At 40.2% G+C, this 12,424-nt stretch carries 12 protein-coding genes; 11 read left to right on the forward strand and 1 reads right to left on the reverse strand.

Annotation, left to right across the window (positions count from 1 at the left end; all coding sequences use genetic code 11):
- Nucleotides 1-239 precede the first annotated feature (239 nt).
- Both B5F08_RS10860 and B5F08_RS10865 read left to right on the forward strand, forming a co-directional pair.
- Nucleotides 240-743, forward strand: coding sequence for a hypothetical protein (locus B5F08_RS10860; protein WP_087379215.1), 504 nt, complete (start codon nt 240-242; stop codon nt 741-743).
- An 18-nt stretch (nt 744-761) separates the two neighbouring features.
- Nucleotides 762-1,130 carry a VOC family protein gene (locus B5F08_RS10865; RefSeq protein WP_087379218.1) on the forward strand — a complete coding sequence of 123 codons (369 nt, stop codon included), beginning with the start codon at nt 762-764 and terminating at the stop codon, nt 1,128-1,130.
- Between the two features lie 65 nt (nt 1,131-1,195).
- Here the strand turns inward: B5F08_RS10865 and B5F08_RS10870 are convergent, their stop codons facing one another.
- A complete protein-coding gene (locus B5F08_RS10870) occupies nt 1,196-2,209 on the reverse strand; it encodes a TFIIB-type zinc ribbon-containing protein (protein WP_087379221.1) in 1,014 nt (337 codons plus the stop codon).
- A gap of 270 nt (nt 2,210-2,479) precedes the next feature.
- On the opposite strand from B5F08_RS10870, the gene rpsB reads away from it, so the two are divergent.
- From rpsB to B5F08_RS10915, 9 genes are all read left to right on the forward strand, one after another.
- A complete protein-coding gene (gene rpsB / locus B5F08_RS10875) occupies nt 2,480-3,217 on the forward strand; it encodes a 30S ribosomal protein S2 (RefSeq protein ID WP_087379224.1) in 738 nt (245 codons plus the stop codon).
- Between the two features lie 74 nt (nt 3,218-3,291).
- The gene (gene tsf, locus B5F08_RS10880) at nt 3,292-4,200 is read left to right on the forward strand and encodes a translation elongation factor Ts (RefSeq protein ID WP_087379227.1); all 909 of its coding nucleotides are present in this window, start codon (nt 3,292-3,294) and stop codon (nt 4,198-4,200) included.
- Nucleotides 4,201-4,430: 230 nt separating this feature from the next.
- Nucleotides 4,431-5,009, forward strand: a complete 579-nt coding sequence (locus B5F08_RS10885) for a hypothetical protein (RefSeq protein WP_087379229.1) — start codon at nt 4,431-4,433, stop codon at nt 5,007-5,009.
- Nucleotides 5,010-5,144: 135 nt separating this feature from the next.
- Nucleotides 5,145-5,837, forward strand: coding sequence for a response regulator transcription factor (locus B5F08_RS10890; RefSeq protein ID WP_087379232.1), 693 nt, complete (start codon nt 5,145-5,147; stop codon nt 5,835-5,837).
- The gene (locus tag B5F08_RS10895; protein WP_087379235.1) at nt 5,830-7,419 is read left to right on the forward strand and encodes a sensor histidine kinase; all 1,590 of its coding nucleotides are present in this window, start codon (nt 5,830-5,832) and stop codon (nt 7,417-7,419) included. The genes B5F08_RS10890 and B5F08_RS10895 overlap by 8 nt, the downstream gene beginning before the upstream one ends.
- Before the next feature lie 144 nt (nt 7,420-7,563).
- A complete protein-coding gene (locus B5F08_RS10900; RefSeq protein ID WP_087379238.1) occupies nt 7,564-7,923 on the forward strand; it encodes a hypothetical protein in 360 nt (119 codons plus the stop codon).
- A 350-nt stretch (nt 7,924-8,273) separates the two neighbouring features.
- Complete coding sequence (locus B5F08_RS10905; RefSeq protein ID WP_087379241.1) at nt 8,274-9,686, forward strand: hypothetical protein; 1,413 nt, start codon at nt 8,274-8,276, stop codon at nt 9,684-9,686.
- A gap of 111 nt (nt 9,687-9,797) precedes the next feature.
- On the forward strand, nt 9,798-11,051 hold the full coding sequence (gene glyA / locus B5F08_RS10910; protein WP_087379244.1) for a serine hydroxymethyltransferase: 1,254 nt from the start codon (nt 9,798-9,800) through the stop codon (nt 11,049-11,051).
- A gap of 93 nt (nt 11,052-11,144) precedes the next feature.
- On the forward strand, nt 11,145-12,422 hold the full coding sequence (locus tag B5F08_RS10915) for a replication-associated recombination protein A (protein WP_087379247.1): 1,278 nt from the start codon (nt 11,145-11,147) through the stop codon (nt 12,420-12,422).
- Nucleotides 12,423-12,424 lie beyond the last annotated feature (2 nt).

Below are 12,424 nucleotides of genomic sequence, written 5' to 3' on the forward strand. Positions count from 1 at the left end.
CTCTGTTTTTTCTGTTTTTCTCTATCATTTTTATCACCTGCTTCTATTTTACCACTTTTATCGAAAAAAGCCCAGCGAAAGCTGAGCTTTTTCGACAGGCTGAAGCCGTTCCTTAATTGGAGCGGCTTATTTTTATGCGACATTTGAAATGTTTGTGAAAGATTAAAAAAATTATGGTAAATTTAAGACTTCTGTGTTAATATATAAAACAATGAATTTTTTGACAGGAGTTTTGGTTTATGAAATACGGCAAATTTATGAGAAGAATAATTTCTCTGGTAATGTGTATTTTTATGGCGGCGGCTTTTGCCGGATGTTCCACCGATGAAACCACTGAAACAACTCAGGAAAGCACAGAGCCTGTAACAATCACCGGTGAAACCGAAGAAGTTGATCCTGCAACTGTCACTGCTTTGAGAATTTACGATTCTTCAATAGAAAATGTTCTCTATACAGCTACCTGGGCTGACACAGAGGTTACAGACGCTTTCCAGAAGCTTGTTGACAACTATGTGGGTGTTGAAGGTGAGAGAACCGACCCGGCAACATATGTTGTTGAATACGTAGGATACGATGCATATTCAACACGCTGGTATGACTTTTGGTTTGAAGAGGACGGAACAATACAGTTTGCTCAGAACAGAATAAAATCTATGAGCTTTGATGGTTCAGGTACAAGACAGACAAATGTTATGACAGTGGAGGAATTTTACAACCTTACAGGCATTACCCCTGAGGAATAAAATTTGAGAGGTATTATTATGAAATTTAAGATGATTCATGAAAACTACAATGTGTTTGATTTGGATAAGTCAAAGGCTTTTTACAAAGAAGCATTGGGGCTTGAGGAAAAGAGCAGAATTACCGCTGAGGACGGTTCTTTTATAATCATCTATCTTGGAAATGATGAAAGCGATTTCCTTTTGGAGCTTACATGGCTTAGAGATATGGACAGACCATATAATCTGGGTGACTGCGAGTTCCACTTGGCTTTTGAAACAGATGATATGGAAAAATCTCATGAGCTTCACGAGAAAATGGGATGTATCTGTTACGAAAACCCTTCAATGGGAATTTACTTTATCAAAGACCCGGACGGCTACTGGATTGAGATAGTTCCGGCAAAATAAGTTTAATAAAAACACGCTCTGTAAGCGAAAAGCTCTCAGGGCGTGTTTTGTTTTAAATGAGAATTTTAATATCTTGACATTTCGTTTATCTCTTCAGTGCATTGGCGTATGCTTCTGTTTTGAGGAAATTTACTGCTGAGATTTTTTAGAATGGTTTTGGCGTCGATACTTTCTTTTTTAGGGAATAATCCGGTACCAACGGAGTAGGTCAGATTGGTTTTTCTCTGAAGCTTGCAGATATTGCTGAGATTCATAGCATATATAACTGCGATTTCCTCGCTGTCTTTGAATATGTCGTAAATGCCTTTAATTTCCAAAAGAGTTGTTTGACGTTCGGTTATGCTTTGGTCACGGCTTAGATTTCTAAGCCCCTGAACATAAAAGAGTGCAAATGTTTCATTTCTAAAACGTAAATACAGTGCTTTGAGATGTTTTACAGTGTCCTGTTTATCGGAGTAGTCCTGTGTTGTTGAAAGCAAGCTAAGACCAAGGGCATAGTATTCGGCTATTTCACTGTTATATGTGAATTGCTTGTACAGCTTTTCCAGTTCCGAGATAATTTTTTCTTTTCCCTCTGATTTTTGAGTGCTGATAAAGCATGCTAAACACAGGGCATATTTTTTAGCGATTTTACTGTTAAAGGGAAACTGTTCAAAAAGTGTTTTGAGTTTGATTATGGTTTCGGACTTTGCTTCATAGCTTTGCTTTGGGTATAGTTCAAGAAGCTTGCCCGCTTCCTGAACAGCCTGTTCAACGGTGTATTGTTTTGTTGTTGCCTCTTCGCTGTTATGGGGATGAGATTTGCTTTCATATCTTCCGTCTATGGGGTTAAGACATTCTGAACACAGGATACCGCCTGATTCGATATCAATGTAAAAAGTTCTTCCGCCGCAGTTTTTACAGGAGATATATTTTTTCTGTTTGTTTTCATAAGTTTCTTTAAGATTTGATATTCCTAAAGCTTGGCTGCTCACTTCTGACAATGTGGGGTAATTCTCAAAGTCACAGCTTTTGTCAAAGCCGCAGGCAGAGCAGATTGTATTTTCTATTTCCTTTCCGCAAACAGGGCATAAATACATGATGTTCACTTCCTCTCTTGATTTGTAACAGGATTGTTGAATATATTATATCATATTGCATAAAAAAAAACATATATTCAATAAAAATTTTACAGTCTATTTTCTGGATTTTTTAAAGGGATTTCTGAAAAAACTTGATTTTTTTCTTGGGTTATGATAAAATACTAAGGCAAAACGCACGTCGCAGCATGCCGCTGAGGTGATTTGAAAGAATTTCGGGGCGGTAAATTCCGGTCTGTGACGGAGGTTTAACCTAAGGAGGAAATTAAAATGGCAGTAGTATCAATGAAACAGCTTTTGGAAGCAGGCGTACATTTCGGACATCAGACAAGAAGATGGAACCCTAAGATGGCAGAGTACATCTTCACAGAGCGTAACGGAATCTACATCATCGACCTTCAGAAGACAGTAAAGAAGCTTGACGAGGCTTACAACTTTGTTCGTGACCTTTCAACAGAGGGCAAGACAGTTCTCTTCGTCGGCACAAAGAAGCAGGCTCAGGAGTCCGTTAAGGAAGAGGCAGAGCGTGCAGGTGCTTACTATGTAAACGCAAGATGGCTCGGCGGAATGCTCACAAACTTCACAACAATCAAGAGAAGAATTGCAAGACTTAAGCAGCTCCGTGCTATGGAAGCTGACGGCACATTCGATCTCCTTCCAAAGAAGGAAGTTATCAAGCTCAACCTCGAGATCGAGAAGCTTGAGAAGTTCATGGGCGGTATTAAGGATATGCCAGGCGTTCCTGGATGTCTCTTCATCGTTGACCCAAGAAAAGAGAAGATTGCTGTTTCTGAGGCTAAGAAGCTCGGTATCCCAGTTGTTGCTATCGTAGACACAAACTGCGATCCTGACGATGTTGATTATGTAATCCCAGGCAACGACGACGCTATCCGTGCTGTTAAGCTCATCGCAGGCGCAATGGCTAACGCTATCATCGAAGGCAGAGAGGGCGCAATGGGCGCAGCAGCTGCTGAGGCTGAGGAAGCTGAGGAGACAACAGAGGAGTAATTCTCTGATTTGATTAAAAGAAAAGAGATATAAGAATATAAATATAAACATCTTATCTGAAAGGATTGATTAAAATGGCATTTACAGCTCAGGACGTAAAGGCATTGAGAGAGAAGACAGGCTGCGGCATGATGGATTGCAAAAAGGCTTTGACACAGGCTAACGGCGATATGGATGCAGCTATCGACTTTTTGAGAGAGCAGGGTCTTGCAAAGCAGGCGAAGAAGGCTAGCAGAATTGCTGCTGAGGGTATGGCTTATGCTGCAACAAACGATACAAACGACATCGGTGTTGTTATCGAAGTAAATGCTGAGACAGACTTCGTTGCTAAGAACGAGGAGTTCCAGGCATTCGTTAAGACTTGTGCAGCTACAGTTATGGAGAAAAATCCTGCTGATGTTGAGGCTCTTCTTGCTGAGACAGCAGTTGGTTCTGATAAAACAATCGGCGAGCTTCTCCAGGAGAAGGTTCTCGTTATCGGCGAAAACATCAAAGTTAGAAGATTTGAGAGAGTTGAAGGTCCTTGCGTTGCTTACGTTCACGCAGGCGGCAAGATCGGCGTTATCGTAACATTTGAGACAGACTTGGCTTCAAAGCCAGAGTTCGTTGCTTACGGTAAAGACCTCGCTATGCAGATTGCTGCTCTTAACACAGCTTACCTCTGCAAAGAGGACGTTCCTGCTGAGGTTTTGGAGCATGAGAAGAAGATCATGACAGAGCAGGTTATCAACGAGGGTAAGCCAGCTAACATCGCTGAGAAAATCGTTATGGGTAAAATCGGCAAGTACTACAAGGAGAACTGCCTCCTCGATCAGGAGTTCGTTAAGGACAACAAGCAGAACATCCAGCAGTATACAAACGCTACAGCTAAGGCTCTCGGCGGCTCTATCAAGGTAACAGGCTTCATACGTTACGAGAAGGGCGACGGCATCGAGAAGCGTCAGGACGACTTCGCAGCAGAAGTTGCAAGCATGGTAAAATAATTTCCGAATTTCCACGGAAATAACTATAATAAATATCAACCGCAGACTTGTTTTAGGTCTGCGGTTTTTATTTTGGGTGAAATAAACATAAATATTTTTGTATTTTAGTAAAAACACAGAATTTTAAAAAACTGTTGATATTTTTATAGATGTTTGCTAAAATAAAGTTAAATAAATAGTGTTATTTAATAATATAAAAAGTTATTTTTAAAGAAAGAGAGGCGATATTTATGAAGAAAAAAGGCGGTATTTTAGTTGTTATAGTGGTGGTTATCGCTATTATTGCCTTTGGTATATGGATAACCAGCGAGCCGTCAATGCATGAGGAAAATGTGGAGATAAACCTCAAAGGTCTTTCCTTTGATAAAGACACCGGTGCAGGGGGCGAACCATGCGAAATAAAGCTTGTGGGCAAAACCTATATAAGCGGAAATTCTAAACATTTCGACATATGGCTTGCCGGATATCAGACAGACCCGGACAGGGGCGGAGTCTTTATTGACGGAGAAAAATCAGACATAGAACGCTTGTTTCTTTCTGACGATGACAGTGAGTTTTTAATTGTCGGATACAATAGAAATTCTGATAATAATAGCGACGGGACAACAGAATATGAAATTTGCGCAGATGCAGAACTTGAATTTCTCATCATATGCAGCTATGATGAAAACGACGAAATCGATAGACTTATTGTGACTCCTGCTGAAACCAAGGAGGACGCCTTAAAGCTCATAAATGAACTGCTTCCAAAGGTTATTGGAGAGGGAAGCATTCAGGCTGTGGAGGAATGGAAAGCTCTCCTTGAATAATTTGTGTTGTATTTTTTGATGATATATAGTATAGTATAATCAGACACATGAAAGTCACTATAAGGCTTTCATGTGTTTTTTGTAATATGAGGTTTATGTTTCTAAAATAAAAAATACAATAAAAGAGGTGATTGTTTGAAAAAAATTCTGATTGCTGAGGACGAAAAGGAGATTATAGGTCTTTTGTCACTGTATCTGGAAAGCGAGGGATTTTCCGTTATTTCAGCCGAAGACGGGCAAGAGGCTTATGAGCTTTTTAACAGAGAAAGTCCCGACTTGCTTATTGCAGATATTATGATGCCTAAGAAAAACGGATACGACCTGATTCGTGAGATAAGAAAAACAAGTCAGATTCCCATTATAGTTTTATCAGCAAAAAATCTGGGAAACGACAAGGTGCTGGGTCTTAATATAGGCGCCGACGTCTATATAACAAAGCCCTTTGACCCGCTGGAGGTTGTGGCTTATGTTAAGGCAAGCTTGAGAAGGCAAACCTATAAAGGCGAAGAGAAAGAAAGCGGAGCTGTTATAAACTGCGGCAGGCTGTCACTGGATACGGAAAAGCTTATTTTGACAAAGGATGGGGAGATTGTAAATCTTACATCTACAGAGCTAAAAATACTTATGATTTTGATGAAGCATCCCCAGAGAATTTACACGAAAAATCAGCTTTACCAGCAGATTAACGGTGATTACTACGAAAGCGACGACAACACAATGATGGTGCATATTTCAAATCTCCGCTGTAAAATTGAGGACGACCCGGTAAAGCCGGCATATATTAAGACGGTAAGGGGGTTGGGTTATAAATTTGAAAAGAATGTTTAAAGGTAAGAAAAGAAGCATTGTCAGGTTTTGTATTTTTAACTTTGTATTTTATTCCGTTATCGTATTGCTTTTGTTTCTTGTCTTAAATTCCTTGGTTATTCAAAAGCTTAACCGAACTTTTCCCTCAATAAACAATATTCTGGAATATAGGGCTGAGCTTGAAAATGATGACTTTTCATCAATTCCGAAGAATGAATATGAAAACTGCGGATTTTTGGTTTTTGATATTGAGGGAAATCTGCTTTTTACCACCGATGAAGACCTTTCAGAAAGCGTTACAGGTGATGATATCTGGCTTATCAACAGCTATGATTCAGGAACACATTATCAGGTTTCTCAGGTAGAGCTGAATGATGGAAGTATGGGCTATTTTGTAACCTTAAATTTTCGTGATAAGTCTGATGGAACTGAGGAATTGCTGGGTTTCTCTCTGTTGGATGGGAATTACAATATAATTTACGGTGACCTTTTTGAAAACAGCGAAAAGCTTACATATAAAGAATTTGAGTTTATAAACGGAAATTACAACGAGAAAAAAGAGGTTGTAAAGTACGATTATTATAACTCTCAAAGTGATTACAGAACCTTGGTATTTGTTTCAAATCTTTTTACTGAGCAGGCCTACGGAGAAGCTGTGTCCCAGGCAAATCTGATATGGATTGCGGCTTTTCCTGTACTTGGAATTTGTATTGCAATTCAGGTTTTCCTGTTTAGACGTGATATTAAGCGTTCGATTATGCCAATAGAAAAAGCCATAACAGCTTATGGGGAACAGAAAGACCCGGATTTGAATTTGGAGGATATACCGTCGGAATTTAAAAATACAGCTTCAAAATTTCTTGAAATGCATAAAAATCTGGAACAGGAAAAAGAGGAAAAGGAAGAGGCTTACGGAGAAATCAGAAGGCTGATGACAGATATTTCCCACGACATTAAAACTCCCATTACAGTAATACAGGGATATGCCCAGGCTTTTCTAAACGGAAAAATTCCCGATGAGGAAAGAGAAAAATATGCTGAAATGATTTACAGAAAATCAAATGACGCTGTAAAGCTTATGGAATCACTTTTTGAATATATCCGTATGGAGCATCCTCAGTATTCTGTATCACTTTCGGATGTGGATATATGCGAGTATACAAGGGAATATCTGGCTGAAAGATATGAGGAAATACTCAATAAGGAATTTGAACTGGAACCGGATATACCGGAAGAAAAAATTGTTTGCAGAATTGACGAACTGCTTTTTGCAAGGGTTTACGACAACTTGGTAAACAACATTTTAAGATACAATCCGCCGGGAACCTGCATTTATTTCAGTGTAAAAAATTCCGAAAATAAAGTTCTAATTGAGGTTGGCGACAACGGAAAGGGTATTCCGGAAAATTTACGTGACAAGATTTTCCGTCCTTATGTAACCGAGAACAGTGCACGAACAGGCGGAGGCGGCACAGGTCTTGGTCTGTCAATAGCCAAAAAGATAACGGAGCTTCACGGGGGAAACATAACTCTTCAGGAGAAACCGCCTAAAGGCATAAAAACTTTATTTACAATAGAACTTAACCAAAAGGAGAAGGGCTGAGGCTTTTCTCCTTTTCTTTATAAAATAAAAAAGAAACCTTAATAAATCTTAAGATTGTCTGAAGCGGAGTTTAATAAAAGGCATGTATTATATGTACATCGGAGGGAACAAAACTCCGAAAATCTTAAAAAGGATGATTGATATATGATTTTTAACGGTAAAAAAACAGCTAAAGGAGCCGCTGTAATTGTTTTGGCTCTCGTAATGTCAATGACTGCTCTTACAGGCTGCGGTGCATTGAAAAAAACACAGACAAACTCAGTGACACAGACTCAAAAAGAGAATAAAAAGGACGATAAAACTCCTGTGGAAACAGCTGCTCCAACAGAAAATATGAGTTCTGAAGCAAAAGACGGTAAAACAGAAAGCGCAACAGAAGTTAAAAAAGAGAATACAGACGCAAAGAAAAAAACAGTAAAAAAGAAAGCTGCAAAAAAGAAGAGCAGTAACAAAAAGTCAATTTCACTTGGCAAACTTCCCTCATCTAAAAAAGCAAGCAAGTAAATTTATATAGATTTTTCTTTTGCGAACCGTTTATATAGATTGAGTTTTCGCAGTTTTCATTCAACAATACCTTTCATTAAATATACCTCTAATTATACCTATTTGTTAACCTTTCCTTACTAAAATAGTTGTTCTGTTGGTTCGCTTAAAAGAACAGCAAATCCCCCAAAGAATTGTGATTATTGACGCAATTTCTTCGGGGGATTGTTGCTTTAGGACGATTTTTATTTATAAAATACGTAAATCTTTACCAATGGTGAAAAATATCCACATTTATATGTATTTTTACAGAAATAATGTATAATTATAAGAAGTTAATTATTATTATTTATAAAATGTGGCGTACTAAAATGAAAAGAAAATTTCAAATAGCATTGTCGGTAATTTTTATTATCATTATATTTATAGGAATAGACATAAGACCTGACTTTGTTACAGCGGCGGAAATATATGATTATTCCGGATTCTGGAATTGCGGAAACGCAAAAATTTCTGTGGATTCGGCAATTTATTCCTGCGCTTTTTCGGGTACCACGGGTTACGGCGGCGTTGTGTTTCCTTACGGTTCTTCCTTTACTATTTCCTGTGATTATAAGATTTTTGCCGCATGTGCCGCAGGCGGCAGGTTTTACTATTTTACTCAGGTTTCAAATGAAATCACAGACTGCAATATAGTTGTTTACGATTCTAACAGCGGACTTACAGACACTTTTGCTGTTGCTGATATCTCTGTAAGCTCTAATGATATGGTTGCGGCTGACAGCTACGGGAATATCTATTTTGTCAACTCCAATAACGGCAGCTTGGTGAAATGCTTTGCCATGAGCGGACGTCCCTGCACTGAAATATCTCTGGGAGGTTCTGTTTTAAGGCTTACAACAGCAGGAAACGGAAATGTGCTTGCGGTCTGCACAAACGGAAATTATCTTATAAACAGTTCCGGAGGATGTTCCTATGTGGGCGGAGGAAGCGATGTTTTTCCAAGCGGCAACGGATATTTTTCCGATAACTCAGGCGGTGTTTACAACAGCTCTTTAAATATTGTTTACGGAGGCGGTGGAATGTCTGCCTGTGCTTCGAGCGGCTATGTTGTACATAATTCCGGTGTACTACAGCGTGTGGACTCTTCGGGAAAGGCATATGAGCAGGCGGACTGTGTTGATGGAGTCAGCAAGGTTTTTGCCATAGGTGATACGATTATTACCTTTAACGGAGGAGGGGTATTTGATGTTTACACTGTCAATGATTTCTATAAAATACAGGAGGAAACCACCGCTCCCACAACTCAGGTTGTAACAGAGGAAATAACAAGGCCTACGGAAGCCACCCAGGAGGACACGGAAGAAACAGAAATCGAAAGCACGGACACAGAAAGCTTTGTGATGTCATCAGTATACACTATGGACGAAGAAAGGAAATATGTTCTCGGTGTTTTGCCATCCACAAAGGAGGAAGAGTTCATAGGAAACTTTTCCATTAAAAATATTGAATATGATTTACAGCGCAGCAACAATACAAACCAATACATATCAAACGGTGACGTTATAAGCTTTATATCAGAAAATGATACGAATACATACAGGATTCTTGTGAACCGTGACTTTAACTGCGACGGAAAGTTTAATAACGACGATATCGACGCAATGGCGTATCTGCTTTTAAAGGGCGGAAGCATACATCAATGGCAGCAAATGTCTGTAGATGTAAATGAAAACGGAAATGTGGATTTAAGCGACTTGTATGACAGTTATCTCAACAGGTAAAAATCAATTCATTTTTTGTTGCATAAATGACCTTTGGGTGTTATAATACTAAGTAAAGCTGTATTTTTTAGGGAATGAAAAAGTGAAAATATAGAGAAAAGAGGAATTATCATGGCAATTGACATTCTGCACAGCATAGATTTTGTAAACAAGTACGACCCTGAAGTGGGCGAAGCTATGCTTTTGGAACAGAAAAGACAGAAGAGAAACTTGGAGCTTATCGCCAGTGAGAACATCGTTTCTCCTGCTGTTATGGCAGCTATGGGAAGCTTGCTTACAAACAAGTATGCTGAAGGTTATCCGGGTAAGCGTTATTACGGCGGATGCCAGTATGTTGACATTGTTGAGGATATTGCAAGAAAGAGAGCTTGTGAGCTCTTCGGCGCAGAACACGCAAATGTTCAGCCACACTCAGGCGCACAGGCTAACATGGCTGTATATTTCGCAATGCTTAAGCCGGGCGATACTGTAATGGGAATGAACCTTGCAGAGGGCGGACATCTTACACACGGTTCACCTGTAAATATGTCAGGTTCTTATTTCCACTTTGTACCATACGGTGTTGACCCTGTAACACATATTATAGATTTTGACAACGTAAGAAAGATTGCACAGGAATGCAAGCCTAAAATGATTGTATGCGGCGCAAGCGCATATCCAAGAATTATCGACTTTGCAAAGTTCAGAGAGATTGCAGACGAGGTTGGCGCATATCTTATGGTTGATATGGCTCACATTGCAGGTCTTGTTGCAGCAGGCGTTCATCCAAACCCAGTTCCATATGCTGACTTTGTTACAACAACAACTCATAAGACATTGAGAGGCCCAAGAGGCGGCCTTATTCTCTGCCGTGAGGAGTATGCAAAGGCTATAGACAAGGCTATTTTCCCTGGAACACAGGGCGGCCCTCTTATGCACATTATCGCTGCAAAGGCAGTATGCCTGGGCGAGGCTTTGAAGCCTGAGTTTAAGGAGTACGGCAAAAAGGTTGTTTCCAACTGTAAGGCTTTGGCAGACGGACTTTTGAAGAGAGGCTGCAAGCTTGTAAGCGGCGGCACAGACAACCATGTGCTTTTGCTTAACCTTATCGACAGCGATATCACAGGTAAAGAGCTTGAGCATCGTCTTGATGAGGTTTACATCACAGCAAACAAGAACACAGTTCCTAACGAGCCAAGAAGCCCGTTTGTTACAAGCGGTGTTCGTATGGGTACTGCCGCAGTAACCACAAGAGGACTTCAGGAAGAGGATATGGACAAGATTGCAGAGTATGTTGCTCTTGCAATGAACGATTTCGAGAACAGCGCAGACAAGATCAGAGCAGGCGTAGAGGAAATCTGCAAAAAGTATCCCCTTTACGAATAATATAGAAATAACTTAATAAAGTTAAATGGAAAGGTATTTCGCTTTGCGGGATACCTTTCTGTGGTATTAAATCCATAATTAGAGGTGATAAAAATGTCAACTCCGCTTGCCGACAGGCTTCGCCCTCAGAGCCTTGATGATATTGTGGGACAAAAACATCTTTTAGCTCCTGGTAAGCCTTTGAGAAAAATAATCGAAAGCGGCAAAATTCCAAACCTGATTTTTTACGGCCCGTCAGGTGTGGGAAAAACAACCCTTGCCACCTATATCGCCAAAAAGACCGACAGAACCTTGAAAAAATTAAACGGTACAACTGCGTCAACAGCCGATATAAAGGAGATTTTTGCTCAGCTTGACACTTTCTCAGGAGTAAAGGGAATTTTGCTGTATCTTGACGAAATTCAGTATTTTAATAAAAAGCAACAGCAGACATTGCTGGAATACATAGAAAACGGACGTATAACACTTATCGCCTCTACCACTGAAAATCCGTATTTTTATGTTTATAACGCTATTTTAAGCCGCTGTACGGTTTTTGAATTTAAGTCGGTGGAAAAGGATGAAATAAAAAAGGCCGTTTTGCGTGCGGCTAAAATTTTATCGGAGGAGTCCGAATATCCCGTGGATTTTCCCGATGAGGCGGCGGAGATAATTTCAAGGTCCTGCGGCGGTGATGTGCGAAAAGCCATGAACAGTGTGGAGCTTTGCTTTGCTTCCGCAGAGCTTGCGGATGGAGTTCTGCATATAAAACCCGAGGACGCCGCAGAGCTTTCCCAGAAAAGCGCAATGAAGTACGACCGTGACGGCGATGAACATTACGACATAGTTTCAGCTTATCAGAAGAGTATGAGAGGCTCAGACCCCGACGCCGCTTTGCATTATCTTGCAAGACTTTTGGAGGCGGGCGACCTTATAAGCGCCTGCCGCAGACTTATGGTGTGCGCCGCCGAGGATGTGGGACTTGCTTATCCTCAGATTATTCCTATTGTTAATGCCTGCACCGATATGGCAATGAAGCTGGGTTTGCCGGAGGCGAGAATTCCCCTTGCTGACGCCGTTGTGCTTGTGAGCACTGCACCGAAATCAAATTCCGCTTACATGGGAATAAACGGAGCAATAGCGGACATAAGGGCGGGAAATATAGGACCTATACCACGTCAGCTTCAAAATATGCATTACGACGGTGAGGATAATCAGAACAAGGGACAGTTTTATAAATACGCCCATGATTTTGAAAACCACTATGTGGAACAGCAGTATCTGCCCGATGTGCTGAAAAATAGAGTCTACTATAAGTTCGGCGACAACAAAAATGAGCAGGCATATAAGCAGTACTGGGAAAGAGTAAAGGGAAAGAAATTGCCGGGGTGATT

The organism is Anaeromassilibacillus sp. An172, assembly GCF_002160515.1.
GTDB classification, from domain to species: domain Bacteria; phylum Bacillota; class Clostridia; order Oscillospirales; family Acutalibacteraceae; genus Limousia; species Limousia pullorum.